Origin of the sequence: Marilutibacter spongiae (assembly GCF_014145325.1) — a bacterium.
Classification (GTDB): Bacteria; Pseudomonadota; Gammaproteobacteria; order Xanthomonadales; family Xanthomonadaceae; genus Marilutibacter; species Marilutibacter spongiae.
The window spans coordinates 15,537-38,142 of the sequence record NZ_JACHTF010000011.1; the positions used below are offsets into that span (position 1 = coordinate 15,537).

The window sequence follows — 22,606 nt, forward strand, 5'->3', positions numbered from 1 at the left end:
GGGGTCGCGCCGGGGGCGCGCTCAGCTCTCGTGGTAGCCGAAGGAGATGCCCAGGCCGGCGATGTCGCCCGATTCGCCCTCCAGGTCGGCCTGGAGCAGCGGGCGCGCCTCCAGCCAGCGCCGCGGCAGGGTCAGCTCGAGATGGTTGCCCTCGGCGACCAGGTCCAGCTGCGGGATCGGGTCGGCCTCGTGCGAGCGGTGCAACAGGACGGCCAGCCGCAGCAGCGCCGAACAGTGGCGCGCCGACGCCAGCAGGCGGTCGGGCAGGGCGTCGAAGGCGGATTTCGGGATCCGGCGCCGGTGCGTGCGGATCATCGCGGCGAGGAACTGCTGCTGTTGCCGCGAGAAGCCGGAGATGTCGGTATGTTCGGCCAGGTACGCGCCGTGCACGTGGTACTGGCTGTGCGCGATGGACAGGCCGATCTCGTGCAGGCGCGCGGCGTTGACCAGCATCACCCGGTCGTCCTCGTCCATGCCCCAGGCCCCGGCGACCTGGTCGAACAGCCGCACCGCGGTCGCCTCGACCCGGCGCGCCTGCGCATCGTCGATGCCGTAGCGCTGCATGAGCGCGGCCACCGCGGACTCGCGCGGATCGTGCTCGCCGCCGCGACCCACCATGTCGTAGAGCACGCCCTCGCGCATCGCCGCCTTGCTGACGGCCATGCGCTGCAGGCCCAGTGCATCGAAGGCCGCCTGCATGATCAGGATGCCGCCGGCGATGACCGGCCGGCGCTCGGCCGACAGGCCCGGCAGGTCTATCTGGTCCAGGCTGGAGGCCTCCAGCAGCCGGTCGCGCAGGGGCGGCAGCGCCTCGGCGGTGATCGCGCCCTTGGTCAGCTTCATCGTCCGGCAGATCTCGCCGATCGCCTTGCAGGTACCGGAAGCGCCGATCGCCTCGTCCCAGCCGAGCGAGCGGTAGGCATTGGCGAACTGCTGGAACTCGGCGCTGATCTCGGCCAGGGCCGCGTTCCACTTCTTGCGCGACAGCTTGCCGTTGCCGAAGAAGCGCCGGGTGCTGGCCACGCAGCCGACCTGCAGGCTCTCGCGCTCGATCGCCTCGAAACCGGAGCCGATGATGAATTCCGTGGAGCCGCCGCCGATGTCCATCACCAGGCGCAGCTGGCGCGGCTTGGGCGGCTGGGCGTGGGCCACGCCGAGGTAGATCAGTCGCGCCTCCTCGCGGCCGGACACCACCTCGATCGCGTGGCCCAGGGCGGTCTCGGCCGGCACCAGGAAGGCCTGCGGCGCCGACAGCCGGCGCACGGTGTTGGTCGCGATCGCGCGCACGCGCTGCGGCGGGATGTCGCGCAGGCGTTGCCCGAAGCGCGCCAGGCAGTCGAAGGCGCGGGTACGCACCTCGGGGGTCAACCCACCCTTGCCGTCCAGGCCTTCGGCCAGGCGCACGGTCTCGCGCAGCCGGTCGACCGTGCGCAATTGCCCCAACATGTAGCGGGACACCATCATGTGGAAGCTGTTGGAGCCCAGGTCGACGGCGGCCACCAGGTCGCCGTCCTTGAGGGGCAGTCTCGCCGCATGCAACAAACCGTTCATGCGGAGATGATCGTTCATCCGCAGATCGACGCCAACAGGGAAAGCTGCGCGGCATGCGGGGCTTCGCCCTCGGCGGGCGTGATCGGCACGTAGTGGCCGTCGCTGCGCAGGGCCCAGGCATTGACGTTGTCGCTGAGGTAGTTCACCACGACCTCGGCGTGGATCCGCGCGGCCACCTCCGGGTCGAGGATCGGGAAGCAGGTCTCCACGCGACGCAACAGGTTGCGTTCCAGCCAGTCGGCACTGGAGCACAACAGGTCCGGCTGGCCGTCGTTGGCGAACCAGTACACGCGGTGGTGCTCGAGGAAGCGGCCGACGATCGAGCGCACCCGGATGTTGTCCGACACCCCGGGCACGCCCGGTCGCAGGGTGCAGGCGCTGCGCACGATCAGGTCGATCTGCACGCCCGCCTGGGAGGCACGGTAGAGCGCGCGCACGACCTGGGGCTCGTTGAGCGCGTTCATCTTGGCGACGATGTGCGCCGGACGGCCCGCGCGGGCGTGCTGGGTCTCGCGGTCGATCCGCTTGAGCACGCCGTCGTGCAGGGTGAAGGGCGACTGCAGCAGGCGCTTGAGCTTGATCGACGGGGCCAGGCCGGACAGCTGCTGGAAGATCAGGTGCACGTCGTTGCCGATTTCGGGGTTGGCGGTGAACAGCCCCAGGTCGGTGTAGAGGCGGGCGGTGCCGGAATGGTAGTTGCCGGTGCCCATGTGCACGTAGCGGCGCAGGCGGCCGTCCTCGCGCCGCACGATCAGCAGCATCTTGGCGTGGGTCTTGAAGCCGACCACGCCGTAGACGACCTGCACCCCGGCCTCCTGCAGGCGGTCGGCGAAGCCCAGGTTGGCCTCTTCGTCGAAGCGCGCGCGCAGCTCGACGACCGCGGTCACGTCCTTGCCGTTGCGCGCGGCCTGCACCAGCTGTTCGACGATCGGCGAGTCCTTGCCCGAGCGGTACAGGGTCTGCTTGATCGCCAGGACGTGCGGGTCTTCGGCGGCCTGGCGCAGCAGTTCCAGGACCGGGGTGAAGGCGTCGAACGGGTGGTGCAGCAGCACGTCGCCGCGGCCGATGCGGTCGAACATGGCCTCGCTGCCCGGCAGCTGGCGTTGCTGGAAGGGCGGGAACTTCAGGTCCATCCGGGTGACCAGGTCGTAGACCTGGATGACGCGGTTGAGGTTCACCGGGCCATTGATGCGGTAGACGGCGTTCTCGTTGAGGTCGAAGTTCTCCAGCAGGGTGCGGACGATCCCGTCCGGGCACTGGTCGGCGATCTCCAGGCGCACCGCGCGCAGGTAGCCGCGACCGACCAGTTCGTCGCGCAGCGCCAGGGCGATGTTGTCCACTTCCTCCTCGTCGACCAGCAGTTCCGAGTTGCGGGTGACGCGGAACTGGTAGGCGCCCTTGACCTCCATGCCCGGGAACAGCTCGTCGACGAAGGTCGACAGGACGGCGGAGAGGAACACGAAGTCGTTGGGGCCGCCCGACACGTTCTCGGGCAACTGGATGATGCGCGGCAGCGAACGCGGTGCGCGGACGATGGCGAGGTTGCCGTCGCGGCCGAAGGCATCGCGGCCCTTGAGCACGACGACGATGTTGAGCGACTTGTTGAGGATCTTCGGGAACGGATGCGCCGGGTCCAGGCCCAGCGGCGACAGCACCGGCATGATCTCGTCGCGGAAGTAGGCCAGCAGCCAGCGCTTCTGCCGGCTGTTCCAGCTGTCGCGGCCGAGCACGCGCACGCCGGCCTCGTCCAGGGCGGGGCGCAGGACGTGGTTCCAGCAGTCGTACTGCGCGCTGACCAGTTCCGCGGCGCGATCGTGGATGCGTGCCAGCACGGTCGACGGCGACAGGCCGTCCGGGGCGGGCATCAGGCCCAGGTCGCCGGCGTGGCGCAGGGTGCCGGCGCGGATCTCGAAGAACTCGTCGAGGTTGGTGCAGGAAATGCACAGGTACTTGAGCCGCTCCAGCAGCGGCACGCTCTCGTCGCGCGCCTGGGCGAGCACGCGGAAGTTGAAATCCAGCTGCGACAGCTCGCGGTTGAAGTACAGCGACGGGTCGTAGAGCGAGCCCGCCTCGCCGGTCGCGGCGTCGTGGGGGGGCGTGTCGTGCGCGGCGTTCATGGACATGCCTCAGGAGTGTACGGGGGCGGGCGGATCGATGGGGGCGGGCAGGTCGTTGGGCCGCAGGCGGCCGGTGCCGAAGTGGCAGGAGAAGGTGCTGCCCTGGCCGACCTCGCTGCTGATCTCCAGGCGGGCATCGTGCAGCTGGAGCACGTGCTTGACGATCGCCAGGCCCAGCCCGGTGCCGCCGCTCTCGCGCGAGCGGCTGGTGGAGACCCGGTAGAAACGCTCGGTGATGCGCGGCAGGTGGCTGGCGGGGATGCCGTAGCCGCTGTCGGTGACCTGCAGGGCGACGCCGCCCTGGCCGTCCGGGCGCCAGGCGATCTCGATGCGGCCGCCTGCCGGGGTGTAGCGCACGGCATTGCTGACGAGGTTGGAGAACGCGCTGTGCAACTCCTTGCCCGAGCCCATCAGGTCCACGTGGGCGCTGTCGTCGATGTCGATCTGATGGCGGCCCTGGCTGAGCGCGGCGGCCTCGCGGCGCAGGGTATGCAGCATCGAGGCCATCGAGACGTGCTCCTCGGCCTGCAGGTGGTCCTGGGATTCCAGCCGCGACAGCGTCAGCAGGTCCTCGACGAGCTGGGTCATGCGCTGCGATTGGCGCTGCATCTCGGCCAGCATCGGCGCCCAGTCGGGCTGCTCCTCGGGATCGAGCATGTCCAGGTAGCCGTGGATGACCGTCAGCGGGGTCCGCAATTCGTGGGACACGTTGGCGACGAAATCGCGGCGCATCTGTTCGAGCTGCAGGAGGCGGCTGACGTCGCGCGCCACCAGCAGCCACAGGTTCTCCGAATACGGGATCAGCCGCAGGCTGAGGGTCGCGGCCGGATTGAACGGGGAATAGGTCTCCAGCGGCTCGGCATTGCGGCCCGCGGCCATCCAGTGCGCGAGCGGCATCGGTTGCAGGCGCTGGACGAGCGACGCGCCGATGTCGTCCGGGTAGCGCAGCCCCAGCAGGCGCGTGCCGGCCTCGTTGAACCACTGGATGCGCTGGCTGTTGCGTTCGACCACGATGATCGCGTCGGGCAGTGCGGCGGCGGCGGCGCGGTAGGCGCGCAGCATCTCCATCAGCCGGCGCTTGCGCGCGCGCATCTCGCCCTGGGTGCGATAGAGCAGGCGGTCGAGCTCGTTCCAGACGCCGTCGCTGTTGGACGGCGTCAGGCGCTGGCGCGCGGTCAGGCGGATAAGCACCTTGCGCAGGCGCCAGTAATGCCAGGCCACGATGCCCAGGGCGGTGGCGGTGAGGAACGGGAACAGCTGTCCGCTCAGCAGGCCCAGCACCGTGGCGGCGGCCAGGATGAGCAGGAGCAGGCCGAGGGTGCGGAACCAGGCGGAGCGGGCGCGAGGAGGCATGGCAGTCAGAGTGTAGTCCGGTCGGCCGGGCCGCGGTGCGTGCGACGCGCCCGCGGGACCCGCGCCGGGTCAGGCTTCGGCCGAGGCCGAGAAGCGGTAACCCGACCCGCGCACGGTCTGCACCATGCCGTCGTAGGCGTGCGGCTCCAGGGTCTTGCGCAGGCGGCGGATGTGCACGTCGACGGTGCGCTCCTCGACGTAGACGCTGCCGCCCCAGACATGGTCGAGCAGCTGCGTGCGCGAGTACACGCGCTCGGGATGGGTCATGAAGAAGTGCAGCAGGCGGTACTCGGTGGGGCCGATCTGCACCGGCTGGTCGTCGGCGAAGACGCGGTGCGCGGCGCCATCGATGCGCAGGCCGCCGACCGAGACGCTGCCGTCCTCGTCGTCCTCGCGCGAGCGACGCAGCACCGCGCGGATGCGCGCCAGCAGCTCGCGGGCCGAGAAGGGCTTGACCACGTAGTCGTCGACGCCGGCCTCCAGGCCGCCCACGCGGTCGTTCTCCTCGCCGCGGGCGGTCAGCATGATGATCGGGATCTCGCGGGTCAGCGACTCCTTCCGCCAGCGCCTCGCCAGCTCCAGGCCGCTGGTGCCGGGCAGCATCCAGTCGAGCAGGATCAGGTCGGGCACCCGGTCGGCGATGGCCGACTGCGCTTCGCGCGCGTCCCCGGCATGGATCGGCTCGTACTCGCCCTTGCGCAGGGCAAAGGACACCATGTCACGGATGGCGGGTTCGTCTTCTACGATCAGGATGCGCTTCTGCACGCGGTCACCAGTGGGGGTTGAAGCGAGCCATCCCGGGTGCGGCCGGCCTGGCGGACCCCGGGTCGACGGAGCCGGCACGGGGCCGGGTCCGGCTTCGCTGGTGCGACCGGAGCGGGTCCGGCCGGGGACCGGGGCATGCGTCCTGGCTGCATGCCCGGAGCGCGTCTGGCTCCCCGAAGCGACCCCAGTAGACTACGGTTTTATGACTGCCGCGTGACAGGGTCGCCCGTCGCATCGCGCAGGGCCACGGGCGCTCAGTCGCGCTTGAGATCCTCGTCGCGGATGCCCTGGCGACGCAGTTCCAGCACGGTCGGCGTGATCGCGGCGATCCGCGACTCGATCCGGGCGCGTGCGTAGTAGTCCAGGTCATCGCGCTTCTTGAGCAGGTTCAGGCGGGTCAGCGCCAGCTCCGGCCGCCCGTTGAGGTAGGCCGCCTCGGCGTAGGCCTCGCCGGCGCGGATGGGGTCGCCGGCGATCTCGCAGGCGCGTGCGAAGACCTGCTGGAACTCCGGGTCCTCGCCCGAGCGCGACAACAGGGGGCGGAGCACGGCCTGGGCGCGCTTGCCCGACTCGGCCGTGTTGTATTCGGCCAGTGCGCGGGCATAGGTGAGCGCCACCGCGCGGTCGTTGGGCGAGCGTCGCAGCAGGGCCTCGAAACGTTCATTGGCCTGTTCGCGCTGGCCGCTGCGCGACTCGGCCTCGGCCAGGCCCAGTGTCACCCAGCTGTCATCGGGGCGTTCCTGGTGCAGCGCGGCGAGTTGGGTGGCGGCGTCGCGCGCCTTGCCGTTGCGCAGCAGGGCGATGGCCTGGCCGTACCGCTGGGCGTCGTCCAGGCGGCCGACGCGGGCGATCTGCGCGTATTCGCGGATCGCTTCGGCGGGGGTGTCGGCGCTGAGCACCCGCAGCCGCTCGCGCGCCATCTCGTACAGGCCGGTCCCGCCGCTGGCCAGCGCATCGGTGTCGATCACCAGGCCGCCGGGCAGCAGGGGGTTGGTGCTGGGCGTCGTGCCGCCGCCGTAGCGCGGGCGCCCCGACTCCTGGCGGCAGGCGTCCTCGCCATCGGGCGAGCGCACGCAGACTTCGCCGCCGCCCTGGGAAAGCCGGATCTGGCGGGCCCGTTCCTTGGCTTCGGTGATGCGGGTGGTGGTGACCGGGTGGGTACGCAGGTAGTCCGGGAAGTCGCCGTAGTAATTGGCGGCGTTCGTCCTTGATTTGGCCTGCATCGTCGCGAAAAAGTCGGCCATCGCGACCGGATCGTAATCGCTGCGCGACAAGGTCTGGATGCCCAGGCGGTCGGCTTCGGACTCGTTGGCGCGGGTGTAGTTGATCTGGCGCTGCTGCATCAGGCCCATGGCGCCGACCATCGCCGCCTGCGCGGCGTCGTCGGCGGAGTTGCCGCCCGCGGCCTGCGCCGCGGCGAGGGCGCCGAGCATGGCCAGCAGGATCGGCACCTGGTCGCGCTGGGCCCGTTCGACCCCGCGCAGCACGTGGTACTGGGTGACGTGTGCGATCTCATGCGCCACCACGCCCGCGACCTCGTCCTCGCGCTCGCTCGCCAGGACCAGGCCCGCGTTCACCCCGATGTAGCCGCCCAGCGTCGCGAAGGCGTTGATCTGGCGCTCGCGCATCATGAAGAAGGTGAACGGCTGGGTCGGTCGGTCGCTGTTGGCCGCGAGCTGGCCGCCCATCGCCGAGAGCCAGCTGTCGATGAGCGGGTCCTCGAGCACGTATTCGTAGTGCCGCAACTGCGCGAGCATCATCGCGCCGTACTCTTCCTGCTGCGTCGGGCTCAGCAGTTCGCCGGCCGAGGAGCCGATGTCGGGCAGGCGGTTCTCCTGGGCCGGGGCGCAGACGCTGGCGACGGCCAGGGTGACGGCGATGGCGAGTGGAGCGATCCGGCGCAAGGGAAACCTCGTGGTGGGGCGGGGCGGTCGAGCCCCGAGCATGGGGGTGCCCGGGGAGGGTGGCGTGAATCCCCGGTTAACCGGAGCCGGCGTGCGGCCGGGGGCGCGGCGCTGGAAAAGACGTCGTGCCATGCCCATATTCGACAATATCGCGAATCGCAAAGTTTCCGCAGGAGTGCCGACTTGAACAGCCCGAGCCACCCGGACGACGCCCGGCGTCCCGAGATCACCCTCTACAGTTCCGCCATCTGTCCGTACTGCGTGGCGGCCAAGAACTTCCTCAAGAGCAAGGGGCAGACCTGGCGCGAGGTGCGCATCGACCTCGACCCGGAGGCGCGCGAGCGGATGATCGCCCTGGCCAAGCGCACCAGCGTGCCGCAGATCTTCATCGGCGACACCCACGTGGGCGGCTACGACGACATGATCGCCCTGCATCGCGCCGGCGGCCTGGAACCCCTGCTGGAGGGCGCGGCATGAGCGCGGACGCCAGCGGCCCGCAGGGCGAGCAGGACCGCATCGAGGCCTTCACCTCGTTCCGCAAGCGCATGAACGAACGCATCCTGGCCGAGCCGAACCAGGTGGTGCGGCGTTTCTTCGCGCTCGATACCCAGACCTACCAGGCCGGCGCGCTCGACGTGAAGACCAAGGAGCTGCTGGGCCTGGTGGCGTCGCTGGTGCTGCGTTGCGACGACTGCATCAGCTACCACGTCGCCCAGTGCCGCGAGGCCGGCGTCGGTCGCGAGGAGATGTTCGAAGCGTTCTCCGTCGGCCTGGTCGTCGGCGGCTCGATCGTGATCCCGCACATGCGTCGCGCGGTCGACTTCCTGGACCAGCTCGAGCAGGGGGCCGCGACCGTGCCCGGGTCGTCCCACGCGCACGATTGAGCGCGCCCCGCGCCGCGCCCGGACCCGTGCCGGGCGCGCATGCGCGCCGCATTCCAGCGTGCCGCCACCCCCGCCGCGGGGACCCCGGGCCCTGAAAAACAGCGCCGTCTCAGGCATAATCCTCCGGCTAACCATCCGGCGGCGTACTTCCCCGACGCCCGCCCCCAGCTGGAAGAATTCCCTATGACGCAGACGATTACCGTCATCCGTGGCGATGGCATCGGCCCGGAAATCATGGACGCCACCCTGCACGTGCTCGAGGCGATGGACCTTGGCCTGCAGTACGAGGAAGCCGACGCCGGCCTGGCCGCACTCGAGAAGCACGGCGAGCTGATCCCGCAGTCCACGATGGACTCGATCCGTCGCAACCGCGTCGCCCTCAAGAGCCCGCTGACCACGCCGGTCGGCGAGGGCTTCCGTTCGATCAACGTCGAGCTGCGCAAGCGCTTCGACCTGTACGCCAACGTGCGTCCGGCCAAGTCCTTCCCGAACACGCGCTCGCGCTTCCCCAGCGGCGTCGACGTGATCACGGTCCGCGAGAACACCGAGGGCGCCTACATCGGCGAAGGCCAGGAAGTGTCGGCCGATGGCGAGACCGCCGTCCTCACCCAGAAGGTCACCCGCCGCGGCTCGGAGCGCATCGTGCGCTATGCCTTCGAGCTGGCGCGCAAGGTCGGTCGCCGCAAGGTCACCATCGTGCACAAGGCCAACATCCTGAAGTCGACGTCGGGCCTGTTCCTGAAGACCGCGCGCGCGGTGGCCGCGGAGTATCCGGACATCGAATGCGACGAGATGATCGTCGATGCGTGCTGCATGAAGCTCGTCATGCAGCCGGAGACCTTCGACGTGATCGTGACCACCAACCTGTTCGGCGACATCCTTTCGGACCTGTGCGCGGGCCTGGTCGGTGGCCTGGGCCTCGCCCCGGGCGCGAACATCGGTTCGGACGCGGCGATCTTCGAGGCCGTGCACGGCACCGCGCCGGACATCGCCGGCCAGGGCAAGGCCAACCCGTGCGCCCTGCTGCTGGGTGCGGCGCAGATGCTCGACCACCTGGGCATGCCGGAGAAGGCCGCTTCGCTGCGCGCGGCGATCATCGCCACGCTGGAGGCGCAGGACTCGCTGACCCCGGACCTGGGCGGCAGCGGCAACACCATGTCCTTCGCCAAGGCGATCGCCAGCCGCGTGTGACCTCGGCGGCGCCGCGGTCTGGCGCATGCAGGCGGTACGATCATGGGCGCCCTCCGGGGCGCCTTTTTCGTGCCCGGGATCGCCCGTCGCGCCACCGGCAGGGGTACGGCCCGCCGGGGGCTCGACAGCACGCCCGCGCGGCCCCAGAATTGCGATTCCTTTCATCCGTATGAAGCGATGAACAAGTCTTCGCCGCCCGTCGAGGTCCGACCCAGCGCCCTGGCGCTGCTGCCGCTGTTCCTGTTCCTGCTGCTGTTCTTCGGCGCCGGCCTGTACTTCACCGGCCAGGGCGAGGCCATGGGCTTCTACCAGCTGCACGCGCCGGTGGCGGTGCTGCCTGCGCTGGCGCTGGCGGCCTGGCTGGCGTGGCGGCGACGCATCCCGCCGATGGCGCCGTTGCTGGCCGGGATGGGCCACCCGAACGTCATGCTCATGTGCCTGGTCTTCCTGCTGGCGGGCGCCTTCGCGACCGTCTCCAAGGCGGTCGGCGCGGTCGATGCGGTGGTCGCCCTGGGCCTGGGCGCGCTGCCGGCTTCGCTGATCCTGCCCGGCCTGTTCCTGGTGGCGGGGTTCATCGCCCTGGCCATCGGCACCTCGATGGGCACCATCGCCGCGGTGGTGCCGGTCGCGCTGGGCGTGTCCGACGCGGCCGGCCTGGACGCAGGCCTGGTGCTGGGCGCCGTGGTGGGCGGGGCGATGTTCGGCGACAACCTGTCGATCATCTCCGACACGACCATCGCCGCCACCCGCAGCCAGGGCTGCCGGATGCAGGACAAGTTCCTGGAGAACCTGAAGTTCGCCCTGCCTGCGGCGTTCGTCACCGTGGCCGCGCTGGCCTTCCTCGGCGACAGCGCCCCGGTCGCCGCACCCGACGATCCGGTCAGCCGCTGGCTGGTGCTGCCCTACCTGGCGGTGCTGGGCCTGGCCCTGGCCGGCATGAACGTGGTGGTGGTGCTGGGCATCGGCCTCGTGCTGGCCGGCGCGATGGGCGTCTGGCTGGGCGGCTACGACGCCATGAGTTTTTCCGGCGACATCTATACCGGCTTCGAGGGCATGGTGGAGATCACCCTGCTGGCCCTGCTGATCGGCGGCCTGGCCGAGTTGACCCGGGTCACCGGCGGCCTGGCCTGGCTGGCGGCGACGATCCGCCGCTTCGCGCGTGGGCACCGCGGGCGCCGTGCGGGCGAGCTGAGCATCGCCGCGCTGGCGGCGGGCAGCGATGCGCTGACCGCCAACAACACCGTGGCCATCCTGGTCAGCGGCAGCCTGGCCAAGGACATCGCCGACCACCACGGCATCAGCGGCCGCCGCAGTGCCAGCGTGCTGGATGTGTTCTCCTGCGTGATGCAGGGCCTGCTGCCCTATGGTGCGCAGATCCTGCTGGCCGGTTCGCTGGCGGGGATATCGCCGCTGGCGATCGCCGGGCAGGTGTACTACTGCTGGGTACTGGCGGCGATCGCGGTGGCGTTCATGCTGTGGCCCTCGCGATCGTCGCAGCCGCCGGTCGCCGCGCCAGCGTCGCGGCGCGGCTAGGGCAGGGGCGCCTGCCGGCAAAAGGAAAGGGGCGCCGAGGCGCCCCTTTCGCATGCAGCAGGTTGCGGCGGGATCAGCGCGACTGCAGCTTCGACAACAGGCGCAGGAACTCCACGTACAGCCAGACCAGGGTGACCAGCAGGCCGAAGGCGCCGTACCACTCCATGTACTTGGGCGCGCCGCGCTCGACGCCGGTCTCGATGAAGTCGAAGTCCAGCACCAGGTTCAGCGCCGCGATCACCACCACGAACAGGCTGAAGCCGATGCCGATGATGCCCGACTCGTGGATCAGCGGGATCTGCACGCCGAACATGCCCAGCACCATGCTGGCCAGGTAGACCAGGAAGATGCCGCCGGTGGCGGCGACGATGCCGAGCTTGAAGTTCTCCGTCGCCTTGATCAGGCCCGAGCGATAGGCGAACAACAGCGCGAACAGGGTGCCGAAGGTGAGCAGCACCGCCTGCATGACGATGCCTTGGTAGAAGTGGTTGTACATCGCCGAGATCGCGCCGAGGAAAAAGCCCTCGACGATCGCGTAGAGCGGGGCGGTGACGGGCGCCCACTCCTTCTTGAACACGGTGACCAGGGCCAGTACGAGGCCGCCGATCGCGCCGCCCCACAGGTACGGGCCGGCGCCGACCGGGCCGTCGAGGGTGAACTCGACCTGGCTCCAGGCGAAGGCCGCGGTGATCACGCACAGCAGGAGCAGCACGCCGGTCTTGTGGACCGTGCCGTTCAGGGTCATGACGTCGCCGCTGCCCTGGACGACGCTGCCGCTGGCGAGGTCGAGGAAGGTGGATTCTTTCAGTGCCGGATTGCCGCTGCGCATGCTCGCTCCTGAAGTGGCATGTGGATCGGGGCGGTCGGTGCCGCCGTTCATGTTGGAGCATACACGGCCCCGCGCGCGCTGGCGCACGGTGCACGTGCTCGTTGACAGTTGCCCGCACCAAGCCCAAAATGGCCGGCCTTTCGCGGCGTTGGCGCGCAACGGAAGTCCGGACCTCGGGGCATAGCGCAGTCTGGTAGCGCATCTGCTTTGGGAGCAGAGGGTCGGGGGTTCGAATCCCTCTGCCCCGACCAAGCCCGGCGCAGGCCGGTTAAGATGCTGGGCCTCGCGCCCGTAGCTCAACCGGACAGAGCATCGGCCTTCTAAGCCGACGGTTGCAGGTTCGAGTCCTGCCGGGCGCGCCAGTGAACGTGTACGTTTTTGTGGTGGGTGTAGCTCAGTTGGTTAGAGTACTGGATTGTGATTCCAGTGGTCGGGGGTTCGAATCCCCTCATCCACCCCATTCATTGCGGTAGTTGTTGCAGCAGGTTGTGGTAAAAAGTGTTTGCGAGCCGGGAATGTTCTGCTATCATCCCGCTCCGCGATTTGGGCCGTTAGCTCAGTTGGTAGAGCAGTTGACTCTTAATCAATAGGTCCAAGGTTCGAATCCTTGACGGCCCACCAAATCGAAGAACACCCGGCCCCGCGCCGGGTGTTTTTTTATGCGCGGACCATGGGCAGCGGGCGCGGTCGCGCTCTAGAATGCCCCGGTTGGCGGCCTCATCGCGAAAGTGGCGGAATTGGTAGACGCCCTGGTTTTAGGTACCAGTGCCGCAAGGCGTGGGGGTTCGAGTCCCCCCTTTCGCACCAGGCCCGGTCGCCGGGTGCCCGGGCAGGCGAGGGCACGGGGCGCGTTCGTCGCAGTCCCGCCGGAGACGTGACCGGCACGGCTGGCAACTGGCGGCCATATCGGGGAAAATAGTCCGTTCCGCTGCCGTCCGGCCCCGTGCCGCCGGCCGCATCTGGACAGCTCAGTCAAACATCGTGCCGAGGCAGGCTGCCCGGTAGCAGGAGTGGATATGCAAGTTTCGGTTGAATCCGTCGGTAACCTCGAGCGCCGCATGACCTTCAGCCTCCCGGCCGACCGCCTGGAGAGCCAGGTGGGCGGCCGCCTGCGCGAGATCGCGCGCGGCGCCAGGATCAAGGGCTTCCGCCCGGGCAAGGTCCCGGCCAAGGTCATCGAGCAGCGCTTCGGCCAGCAGGTCCGCGCCGAGATCCTGGACGGCATGCTGCGCGAGGGCTTCAGCAACGCGGTCCGCGAGCAGTCGCTCAAGATCGCCGGCAACCCCAGCATCGAGCCGGTCGAGGGCGGGGAAGAGCTCGCCTACGTGGCGACCTTCGAGGTGGTGCCGGACTTCGGCGACATCGACGTCGCCAAGCTCAACGTCGTGCGCCACACCGCCGAGGTCGCCGACGGCGACATCGACACCATGATCGAGAACCTGCGCCTGCAGCGCCGCAGCTGGAACGCGGTCGACCGGGCCGCCGCCGAGGGCGATGCCGTCGAGATCGAGACCTGGTCGCAGGCGGGCGAGCAGCGCGTGCCGGCCGAGGGCGTCGAGCGCGGCACCACCGTCATCGGCTCGGGCGCGATGTTCCCGGCCATCGAGTCGGCGCTGGTCGGCCTGAAGGCCGGCGAGGAGAAGGAAGCCGAGGTCGAGTTCCCCGCCGACTGGCGCATGCCGGCCTTCGCCGGCAAGAAGGTCGCCGTCCACCTGAAGGCGGTCAAGGTGTCCGAGCCGGTCCTGCCCGAGGTCGACGCCGAGTTCATCAAGAGCTTCGGGGTCAAGAGCGGCGAGCCGGAACAGTTCCGCGCCGACATCCGCAGCAACCTGGCGCGCGAGCTCAAGGGCGCGCTGATGACCCGCCTGCGCCGCGAGGTCGGCGAGCAGCTGATCGCCGCGTACTCCGACGTCGAGATGCCGCCCCGCCTGGTCGAGAACGAAGCCCGCCAGATGGCCGCCCAGGCCGCCGAGCAGGCGCGTCGCCAGGGGCGCAAGATCGACCGCATCCCGGACGATGCCCACCTGGGTTTCACCGACGCCGCGCGCAAGCGCGTGCTGGTCGGGCTGATCGTGGGCGAAGTGGCCCGTCGCAACGAGCTCAAGCTCGAGCCGGCGCGCCTCAACGAGACGCTCAACCTGATCGCCTCGACCTACGAGGAGCCGCAGCAGGTCATCGAGCTGTACCGCAACGATCCGCAGCTGATGAACGGCCTGCAGGCGCGGGTGATGGAGGAGCAGGTGATCGACTGGATCGCCGAGCGCGCCCAGCACACCGAGCAGCCGCTTTCGTTCAGCGAAGCGATCCGCCAGTAAGCCCGCGCGCCGTCCCGCCCGCGGGACGGCAGGCGACCCGAAGGGCCGGCCTCCGGTGCGTGCACCGGGCCGGCCTTGTCGTTCCAGCGGGCCGGGCGCGCCATGGAGGCCGATTGCCCCTTGCGTCGTGCCGCGAATGGCCCCAAGTTGGACGCATCACACCCTTGATCCCGCAGGTGCCCCGTTGATGGACAACCGAACCAAAGCCCTGAACCTCGTGCCGATGGTGGTCGAACAGACCAGCCGGGGCGAGCGTGCCTACGACATCTACTCGCGCCTGCTCAAGGAGCGGGTGATCTTCCTGGTGGGCGGGGTCGATGACCACGTCGCCAACGTGATCGTCGCGCAGATGCTGTTCCTCGAGGCCGAGAACCCCGAGAAGGACATCAGCCTGTACATCAACTCGCCGGGCGGCATCGTCACCGCCGGCATGGCGATCTACGACACGATGCAGTACATCAAGCCGGACGTCAGCACGATCTGCGTGGGCCAGGCGGCGAGCATGGGTGCGCTGCTGCTTGCATCGGGCGCGCAGGGCAAGCGCTACGCGCTGCCGAACTCGCGCGTGATGATCCACCAGCCGCTGGGCGGCTTCCAGGGCCAGGCGACGGACATCGACATCCATGCCCGCGAGATCCTGGGCATGCGCCAGCGCCTGAACGAGATCCTGTCCAAGCACACCGGCCAGTCGCTGGAAACCATTGCCCACGACACCGAGCGCGACAACTTCAAGGGGGCCGAGGCCGCCCGTGAATACGGCCTGGTCGACCAGGTGCTGGAGCGTCGCCCGGAAGAGTCGATCCAGGCAGGCTGACGGATTGCCCGGGTTCGACCACAAGTTGTTGATTGGACAAGTAATTAATTGCAGGTCCCGGTATGGCTGCCATACCGGGACGCTGTGCTATTCTCGACTCGCGCCAGCCCCGCACCTCGCGGTCGGCGAGATTCAAGCCACACGTACGATTTGGGCCAAAGCATGAGCGACGACCGACAGGGGCGCACACCCGCCGACAGCAACAAGATCCTTTACTGCTCGTTCTGCGGGAAAAGCCAGCACGAGGTCCGCAAGCTGATCGCGGGCCCGAGCGTGTTCATCTGCGATGAATGCGTCGAGCTGTGCAACGACATCATCCGCGAGGAGCTCGAGGAGAAGGCGCAGTCGGCGCGCAGCCACCTGCCCAAGCCCAAGGAGATCCTCGAGGTCCTGGACCAGTACGTGATCGGGCAGCAGCGCGCGAAGAAGACCCTCGCCGTCGCCGTCTACAACCACTACAAGCGCATCGAGAGCCGGCAGAAGAACGACGACGTCGAGCTGGCGAAGTCCAATATCCTGCTGGTCGGCCCGACCGGCTCGGGCAAGACCCTGCTGGCCGAGACGCTGGCGCGGATGCTCAACGTCCCCTTCACCATGGCCGATGCCACCACGCTGACCGAGGCCGGCTATGTCGGCGAGGACGTGGAGAACATCATCCAGAAGCTGCTGCAGAAGTGCGATTACGACGTCGACAAGGCGCAGCAGGGCATCGTCTACATCGACGAGATCGACAAGATCTCGCGCAAGAGCGACAACCCGTCCATCACCCGCGACGTATCGGGCGAGGGCGTGCAGCAGGCGCTGCTCAAGCTGATCGAGGGCACCGTCGCCAGCGTGCCGCCGCAGGGCGGGCGCAAGCACCCGCAGCAGGAGTTCCTGCAGGTCGACACCCGCAACATCCTCTTCATCGTCGGCGGCGCGTTCGCCGGCCTGGACAAGATCATCCGCCAGCGCAGCACCGAGGCCGGTGGCATCGGCTTCGGGGCCAAGGTCAAGAGCGCAGAGCGCAAGGTCGAGATCGGCAAGATCCTGGCCGAGGTCGAGCCCGAGGACCTGATCAAGTTCGGCCTGATCCCCGAGTTCGTCGGCCGCCTGCCGGTGGTCGCCACCCTGGAGGAACTCGACGAGGAAGCGCTGGTCAAGATCCTCACCGAGCCCAAGAACGCGATCACCAAGCAGTTCCGCAAGCTGTTCGAGATGGAGGGCGTGGAACTCGAGTTCCGCCCCGACGCACTCACCGCGATCGCGCGCAAGGCGCTCAAGCGCAAGACCGGCGCCCGTGGCCTGCGCACCATCGTCGAATCGGTGCTGCTCGACACCATGTACGACCTGCCGTCGCAGGAGAACGTGAGCAAGGTGGTGGTGGACGAGTCGGTGATCGACCACAAGTCCGAGCCCTATCTCATCTACCAGACCCCGCCGGCGGCCGCGCCGAAGGTGGCCTCCGCGGACTGATCGCCGCGCTTTCCCGACCGCCGAACGCCGCCCCCGGGGCGGCGTTCGCGTTTCCGGGCGCCGCGCGCCATCCGTCTGATTTCCCTGGATATTCGTCCCGGCCGCGGGCGGGCTGTGACGGGACTGCTTGCATCTGTCGGCGCAGGCCCCCATAACCGTGGCATGGGCACCTGGCCCAGCGGCGGCCGTATCTCCCGTGCGGCGGCCCACCCCCCGATTCCGGAGACCCCATGACCGAATCCACCGACCGCGACCTGCTGGACCTGCCGGTGTTGCCCCTGCGCGACGTCGTCGTCTTCCCGCACATGGTCATCCCCCTGTTCGTCGGCCGCGACAAGTCCATCCGCGCGCTCGATGTCGCGATGGAGGCCGACAAGCGCATCCTGCTGGTGGCGCAGAAATCGGCCGACATCGACGATCCTGGTGCCGAGGACCTCTACACCACCGGCACCCTGGCCCAGATCCTGCAGCTGCTGAAGCTGCCCGACGGGACCATCAAGGTGCTGGTCGAGGGCGTGGCCAGGATCGAGGTCGACGCGATCCAGGAGCGCGACGGCCTGCTGTCGGGCCAGGCGCTGGTGATCGACCCGGTCGCCGATCGCGACGAGCGCGAGCTCGAGGCGGTCAGCCGCTCGCTGATGGGCCTGTTCGAGCAGTACGTCAAGACCAACCGCAAGTTGCCGCCCGAGCTGATCCAGACCCTGTCGGGCATCGACGAACCCGGCCGGCTGGCCGACACCATCGCCGCCCACCTGGGTGTGCGCCTGAGCGACAAGCAGAAGCTGCTCGAGACGCACGGCATCGGCGAGCGCCTGGAGCAGCTGGTCGGCCTGGTCGATGGCGAGATCGACGTGCAGCAGCTGGAGAAGCGCATCCGCGGCCGGGTCAAGTCGCAGATGGAGAAGAGCCAGCGCGAGTACTACCTCAACGAGCAGATGAAGGCGATCCAGAAGGAGCTGGGCGAGATCGACGATGCGCCCAACGACATCGAGGAGCTGACCCGCAAGATCGCCGAGGCGGGCATGCCCAAGCCGGTGGAAGCCAAGGCCAAGGGCGAGCTCAACAAGCTCAAGCAGATGTCGCCGATGTCGGCCGAGGCCGCCGTCGTGCGCAATTACCTGGACTGGGTGCTCGGCGTGCCCTGGAAGAAGCGCAGCAAGGTCCGCAAGGACCTCAAGGCCGCGCAGGACGTGCTCGATGCCGACCACTTCGGCCTGGAGAAGGTCAAGGAGCGCATCCTCGAGTACCTGGCCGTGCAGACCCGGGTCAAGCAGATGAAGGGCCCGATCCTGTGCCTGGTCGGCCCCCCGGGCGTGGGCAAGACCTCGCTCGGGCAGAGCATCGCCAAGGCGACCAACCGCAAGTTCGTGCGCATGTCCCTGGGCGGCGTGCGCGACGAGGCGGAGATCCGCGGCCATCGCCGCACCTACGTCGGCTCGATGCCCGGGCGCATCGTGCAGAACCTCAACAAGGCCGGGACGAAGAATCCGCTCTTCATGCTGGACGAGATCGACAAGATGTCGATGGACTTCCGCGGCGACCCGTCATCGGCCCTGCTCGAGGTGCTCGACCCGGAGCAGAACAACGCCTTCAACGACCATTACCTCGAGGTCGACCTCGACCTGTCGGAAGTGATGTTCGTGGCGACCTCCAACTCGCTCAACATCCCCGGGCCGCTGCTCGACCGCATGGAAGTCATCCGCATCCCGGGCTACACCGAGGAAGAGAAGCTCAACATCGCCATGCGTTACCTGCTGCCCAAGCAGATCAAGGCCAATGGCTTGAAGGACGACGAGATCAAGGTCGCCGAGGGCGCCGTGCGCGACATCGTGCGCTACTACACCCGCGAGTCGGGCGTGCGCAGCCTGGAGCGCGAGATCGCCAAGATCTGCCGCAAGGTGGTCAAGGAGATCGCCCTGGCCGGCCCGGTCGCGAAGAAGGCCGCCTCGAAGAAGGGCGCGATCAACGTCACCAGCAAGAACCTCGACAAGTACCTGGGCGTGCAGCGCTTCGACTATGGGCGCGCCGAGGAACAGAACGAGATCGGCCTGGTGACCGGCCTGGCCTGGACCGAGGTCGGCGGCGACCTGCTGCAGATCGAGTCCACCCTGGTGCCGGGCAAGGGGCAGTTGCTGCTCACCGGCCACCTGGGCGACGTCATGAAGGAGTCCGCGTCGGCGGCCCTGTCGGTCGTGCGCGCGCGCACCGAGAGCCTGGGCATCGACCTGGACTTCCTGCAGAAGCACGACGTGCACGTCCACGTGCCCGAAGGCGCGACGCCGAAGGACGGACCGAGCGCGGGCACGGCGATGGCGACGTCGCTGGTGTCGATGCTGACCCGCAATCCGGTCCGCGCCGACGTGGCCATGACCGGCGAGATCACCCTGCGCGGTCGCGTGCTGCCGATCGGCGGACTGAAGGAGAAACTGCTCGCGGCGCTGCGCGGCGGCATCCGCACGGTGATCATCCCGGACGAGAACCGCAAGGACCTGGTCGACCTGCCCAAGAGCGTGACGCAGGGCCTGGAGATCAAGCCGGTGAAGTGGATCGACGAGGTGCTCGAGATCGCCCTGGAGCGACCGGTGTCGCCCGCGCCGGTCTCCGGACCGGGCGAGCTGCCTGTTCCGGACAAAAGCAAGCAGACCCCACAAGCCGACGTCAAGCACTGAGCGTGTCCGTCCGTCAGAAACGCGCGCTGAAGGCTGAAACCCGCATCACAGCTAGCTTTCACGCTTGCGTCGCTTGCGTACGCACTGGTATAACGAGCGCAACCGCGTCGACGTCGTCCCGCATGCCGTCGAGCGTGGTCAAATCGATCGGGGTGATCCTGCCGGGTCGTTGATCCGGGTTCCGGGGCGCTTCGATTTTCAGAACAATGCGGCCATGTCCGCAAAGGGAGTCAAAACGAATGAACAAGGCTGAGCTTATTGAGGCTGTCGCTGAAGCGGCTGATCTGTCCAAGACCGATGCGGCTTCCGCCGTCGATGGGTTCGTCAGCGTGATCACCAAGGCGCTCAAGAAGGGCGACACCGTGACGCTGGTGGGCTTTGGCACCTTCCAGGTCCGCAAGCGCGCCGCGCGCCAGGGCCGCAACCCGAAGACCGGCGAGACCATCAAGATCAAGGCCTCGAAAAATCCTGCATTCAAGGCTGGTAAGGCGCTGAAGGATGCAGTAAACTAACTAGCTCGGCCGGCGGCACTGCAACATGTGTCAAAGGCGACGCACCGGGTGCTTAGCTCAGTGGTAGAGCGTCTCCTTTACACGGAGAGGGTCGGGGGTTCGAAACCCTCAGCACCCACCAGCATCCAGTCGTCAGTGCGAAAGGTTTCAAGCGCGGAGCGGTAGTTCAGTTGGTTAGAATGCTGGCCTGTCACGCCGGAGGTCGCGGGTTCGAGTCCCGTCCGCTCCGCCAGTTTTACCCGAAGGCGCCCTTGTCGGCGCCTTCGCTTTTAAGTGAGAGCCGGTGTTTTCCGGACCCCTGCGCGGGGCGTGGAAAATCCGGGCGCAACGGCCGATGGCCGTTGTCTACAACCAGGTTCAAGGCGCGGAGCGGTAGTTCAGTTGGTTAGAATGCTGGCCTGTCACGCCGGAGGTCGCGGGTTCGAGTCCCGTCCGCTCCGCCAGTCTTGTTTGCGACGGCATCCCGGTTCCCGGGGTGCCGTTTTTCTTTGCATCACCGCGCGCCCGCGCCGGCGCGGGACCGTCGGCGCATGGGGCCGACCGGGCGGTACCGCGGCCGTGACCGCGGGGGCTTCGCCGCGGGCTGAACCACGGTAGACTGTCGGGCTTCCGCATCAACGCGACTCGAACATGCTGCAGACACTTCGCGAAAAATCCTCTGGCCTGCTGGGCACCATCGTGCTCGCCATCCTGATCGTGCCGCTCGGCCTGTTCGGCATCGACCAGTACCTCGTGCAGGGCAGCAACGACACCGTGGCCCGCGTCCAGGCGCCCCCCGCATGGTGGCCGGATGCGCCGTCGTGGTGGCCGGTGTCGATGGCCTGGCAGGAAGAGACGGTCAGCGTCGACGACTTCCGGAGCCGTTTCGACCAGGCCCGGCAGCAGGCGCGTGCGCAGCAGGGCGAGGCCTTCGACCCGCGCGACTTCGAGAGCGTCGACAACAAGCGCAAGGTGCTCGAGACCCTCATCGACCAGCGCGTGCAGCGCCTGGCGGCGCGCAACGGCGGCGTCGTGGTCAGCGACCGCCTGGTCCGCTCGACGATCCAGGAGATCCCGGCGTTCCAGGTCGACGGCAAGTTCAACCCAGAGCGTTACCAGCTCGCGCTCGCCTCGCAGGTGCCGGCGCAGAGCCCGGGCCAGTTCCAGGCGACGGTGCGCGAAAGCCTCGAAGAGACGCTCGTGCCCGCCGGACTGCAGGAAAGCAGCTTCGCCACGAAGTCTGAAATGGATCGCCTGGTGAAGCTGATCGGCGAGCGTCGCGACGTGCACATGCTCATCCTCCCGCCCGACGGCGACGAGGTCGAGGTGCCCCAGGCCGACGCGAAGGCGTGGTACGACAGCCACCCGGCGGACTTCCGCGCGCCGGAGACGGTGACCCTGGAGTACGTGGAAATCGATACCGCCTCGATCCCCGCACCGCCGCCGGCCGACGAAGCGGCCCTGCGTGCGCGCTACAAGGAGGAGATGGCGAAGTTCCAGACCTCCGAAGAGCGCCTGGCCTCGCACATCCTGGTCGAAGTCCCCGCCGATGCCGACGAGGCGACCGCCAAGGCTGCCCGGGAGAAGGCCGAGTCCCTCGCCGCCCAGGCGCGCGAGCCGGGCGCGGATTTCGCTGCCCTGGCCCAGGCCAACAGCGACGACGTGGGCTCCAAGGACGCGGGCGGCGACCTGGGCTGGGTCGGCAAGGGCATGATGGTCGCGCCCTTCGAGGACGCGCTGTTCGGCATGTCCGGGCCGGGCGTCAGCGACGCGGTACAGAGCGAGTTCGGCTGGCACGTCATCCAGTTGCGCGAAATCAAGGCCGGGCAGGTGGAGCCGTTCGAGCAGGTGCGCGAGACGCTGGCGCAGGAGCAGGCAACGGCCGATCGCGAGCGCGCGGTGAACGAGTTGATGACCCAGGTCGTCGACCAGATCTACAAGAACCCCAACGACCTGTCCGGCGTTGCCGCCGCGACCGGCCTGGAGGTGGAGACCATCGGCCCGGTTTCGCGTGACTCCAGCGAGGGCATCATGGCCTCGCCGGGGGTCAAGCGCGCGGCATTCGACGAAGTGCGGATCCAGGACGGCACGATCAGCGATCCGGTGGAGATCGCCCCCGGCCACAACGTGGTGATCCGTGTCTCGGCCCACCAGCCCGAGGCCGCGCGTCCCTTCGACAAGGTGCGCGGGCAGGTCGAGGCCGCGGTGCGCGCCGACCTTCTCGAGAAAACCGCCCGCAAGCAGGGTGCGGCGCTGCTCGCGCGCATGCGTGCCGGTGAGACCCTGGCACAGGTCGCCGAGTCGCGCGGCCTCGCCGAGCCCGATGCCATCCCGGGCGTGCCGCGCGGCGCGCCGGTGCCCAGCGTCGAGGTCAACGAGGCGATGTTCGCCGTCGACGCGCCGGCCGATGCGTCCAAGCCGACTCCGGGCATGTTCCCGCTGCCCGATGGCAGCCTGGTGCTGTTCACGGTGGACAAGGTCGTGCCCGGCGATGCAGGCACCATCGACGATGCCCAGCGCGAAATGCTGAAGGGCCAGGTCGAGCAGGTCGCTGGCTACGAGGATGCGCAGTCCTACATCCGCGGCATGCGCAAGCGCATGACGGTCACGGTGTTCGAGGAAAACCTCTAGGCGAAGGCTTCGCAGCCGGAATGGGACGCTCCCGTTCCGGCCCCGCGGGGCCGGCGACCGCGCCGCGTACGCCATGCATGAAAAAGCCCGGCAGCTGCCGGGCT

Annotated in this window: 16 protein-coding genes and 8 tRNA genes; 18 read left to right on the forward strand and 6 right to left on the reverse strand. The window is 68.6% G+C overall.

The annotated features are described in order from the left end of the window. Nucleotides 1-21 precede the first annotated feature (21 nt). From ppx to H4F98_RS10810, 5 genes are all read right to left on the reverse strand, one after another. Nucleotides 22-1,551, reverse strand: a complete 1,530-nt coding sequence (gene ppx, locus H4F98_RS10790; protein WP_182687563.1) for an exopolyphosphatase — start codon at nt 1,549-1,551, stop codon at nt 22-24. 14 nt (nt 1,552-1,565) lie between these two features. Further along, the gene (gene ppk1 / locus H4F98_RS10795) at nt 1,566-3,668 is read right to left on the reverse strand and encodes a polyphosphate kinase 1 (protein ID WP_182687565.1); all 2,103 of its coding nucleotides are present in this window, start codon (nt 3,666-3,668) and stop codon (nt 1,566-1,568) included. Nucleotides 3,669-3,677: 9 nt separating this feature from the next. Further along, entirely contained in the window at nt 3,678-5,021 is a 1,344-nt protein-coding gene (phoR, locus tag H4F98_RS10800) for a phosphate regulon sensor histidine kinase PhoR (RefSeq protein WP_182687567.1), read from the reverse strand. Between the two features lie 69 nt (nt 5,022-5,090). After that, nucleotides 5,091-5,786 carry a phosphate regulon transcriptional regulator PhoB gene (gene phoB / locus H4F98_RS10805; protein WP_141517817.1) on the reverse strand — a complete coding sequence of 232 codons (696 nt, stop codon included), beginning with the start codon at nt 5,784-5,786 and terminating at the stop codon, nt 5,091-5,093. A 254-nt stretch (nt 5,787-6,040) separates the two neighbouring features. Next, on the reverse strand, nt 6,041-7,732 hold the full coding sequence (locus tag H4F98_RS10810; protein ID WP_182687569.1) for a M48 family metalloprotease: 1,692 nt from the start codon (nt 7,730-7,732) through the stop codon (nt 6,041-6,043). A 141-nt stretch (nt 7,733-7,873) separates the two neighbouring features. On the opposite strand from H4F98_RS10810, the gene grxC reads away from it, so the two are divergent. The 4 genes from grxC to H4F98_RS10830 all read left to right on the forward strand — a co-directional run bounded on the left by grxC (nt 7,874) and on the right by H4F98_RS10830 (nt 11,298). Then, the gene (gene grxC, locus H4F98_RS10815; RefSeq protein ID WP_182687572.1) at nt 7,874-8,167 is read left to right on the forward strand and encodes a glutaredoxin 3; all 294 of its coding nucleotides are present in this window, start codon (nt 7,874-7,876) and stop codon (nt 8,165-8,167) included. Then, the gene (locus tag H4F98_RS10820; protein WP_182687574.1) at nt 8,164-8,574 is read left to right on the forward strand and encodes a carboxymuconolactone decarboxylase family protein; all 411 of its coding nucleotides are present in this window, start codon (nt 8,164-8,166) and stop codon (nt 8,572-8,574) included. The genes grxC and H4F98_RS10820 overlap by 4 nt, the downstream gene beginning before the upstream one ends. 183 nt (nt 8,575-8,757) lie before the next feature. Beyond that, complete coding sequence (locus H4F98_RS10825; protein WP_182687576.1) at nt 8,758-9,765, forward strand: isocitrate dehydrogenase; 1,008 nt, start codon at nt 8,758-8,760, stop codon at nt 9,763-9,765. 177 nt (nt 9,766-9,942) lie between these two features. Further along, the gene (locus tag H4F98_RS10830; protein WP_182687578.1) at nt 9,943-11,298 is read left to right on the forward strand and encodes a Na+/H+ antiporter NhaC family protein; all 1,356 of its coding nucleotides are present in this window, start codon (nt 9,943-9,945) and stop codon (nt 11,296-11,298) included. A 73-nt stretch (nt 11,299-11,371) separates the two neighbouring features. On the opposite strand, the gene H4F98_RS10835 is transcribed toward H4F98_RS10830, so the two are convergent. Continuing rightward, entirely contained in the window at nt 11,372-12,127 is a 756-nt protein-coding gene (locus tag H4F98_RS10835) for a Bax inhibitor-1/YccA family protein (protein ID WP_182687580.1), read from the reverse strand. Between the two features lie 174 nt (nt 12,128-12,301). Between H4F98_RS10835 and H4F98_RS10840 the strand changes: the two genes are divergently transcribed. The 14 genes from H4F98_RS10840 (at nt 12,302) to H4F98_RS10905 (ending at nt 22,502) form a co-directional block, all read left to right on the forward strand. After that, a tRNA-Pro gene (locus H4F98_RS10840) sits at nt 12,302-12,378 on the forward strand. Between the two features lie 34 nt (nt 12,379-12,412). Beyond that, nucleotides 12,413-12,489 (forward strand) — tRNA-Arg (locus H4F98_RS10845). A gap of 21 nt (nt 12,490-12,510) precedes the next feature. Continuing rightward, nucleotides 12,511-12,587, forward strand: a tRNA-His gene (locus H4F98_RS10850). Nucleotides 12,588-12,672: 85 nt separating this feature from the next. Continuing rightward, nucleotides 12,673-12,748: transfer RNA gene (locus H4F98_RS10855), tRNA-Lys, on the forward strand. A 101-nt stretch (nt 12,749-12,849) separates the two neighbouring features. After that, nucleotides 12,850-12,934: transfer RNA gene (locus H4F98_RS10860), tRNA-Leu, on the forward strand. A 209-nt stretch (nt 12,935-13,143) separates the two neighbouring features. Next, nucleotides 13,144-14,442 carry a trigger factor gene (gene tig / locus H4F98_RS10865; RefSeq protein WP_182687582.1) on the forward strand — a complete coding sequence of 433 codons (1,299 nt, stop codon included), beginning with the start codon at nt 13,144-13,146 and terminating at the stop codon, nt 14,440-14,442. Between the two features lie 187 nt (nt 14,443-14,629). Next, nucleotides 14,630-15,256 (forward strand): ATP-dependent Clp endopeptidase proteolytic subunit ClpP, encoded by a 627-nt coding sequence (gene clpP / locus H4F98_RS10870; RefSeq protein WP_141517810.1) that lies wholly within the window; start codon nt 14,630-14,632, stop codon nt 15,254-15,256. Nucleotides 15,257-15,418: 162 nt separating this feature from the next. After that, on the forward strand, nt 15,419-16,711 hold the full coding sequence (clpX, locus tag H4F98_RS10875; RefSeq protein WP_182687585.1) for an ATP-dependent Clp protease ATP-binding subunit ClpX: 1,293 nt from the start codon (nt 15,419-15,421) through the stop codon (nt 16,709-16,711). Nucleotides 16,712-16,941: 230 nt separating this feature from the next. After that, the gene (gene lon, locus H4F98_RS10880) at nt 16,942-19,380 is read left to right on the forward strand and encodes an endopeptidase La (RefSeq protein WP_182687587.1); all 2,439 of its coding nucleotides are present in this window, start codon (nt 16,942-16,944) and stop codon (nt 19,378-19,380) included. 239 nt (nt 19,381-19,619) lie between these two features. After that, complete coding sequence (locus tag H4F98_RS10885; RefSeq protein WP_141517807.1) at nt 19,620-19,892, forward strand: HU family DNA-binding protein; 273 nt, start codon at nt 19,620-19,622, stop codon at nt 19,890-19,892. A gap of 46 nt (nt 19,893-19,938) precedes the next feature. Continuing rightward, nucleotides 19,939-20,013 (forward strand) — tRNA-Val (locus H4F98_RS10890). 34 nt (nt 20,014-20,047) lie between these two features. Then, a tRNA-Asp gene (locus H4F98_RS10895) sits at nt 20,048-20,124 on the forward strand. Between the two features lie 134 nt (nt 20,125-20,258). Continuing rightward, nucleotides 20,259-20,335, forward strand: a tRNA-Asp gene (locus tag H4F98_RS10900). 187 nt (nt 20,336-20,522) lie between these two features. Continuing rightward, the gene (locus tag H4F98_RS10905; protein WP_182687589.1) at nt 20,523-22,502 is read left to right on the forward strand and encodes a SurA N-terminal domain-containing protein; all 1,980 of its coding nucleotides are present in this window, start codon (nt 20,523-20,525) and stop codon (nt 22,500-22,502) included. Nucleotides 22,503-22,606 lie beyond the last annotated feature (104 nt).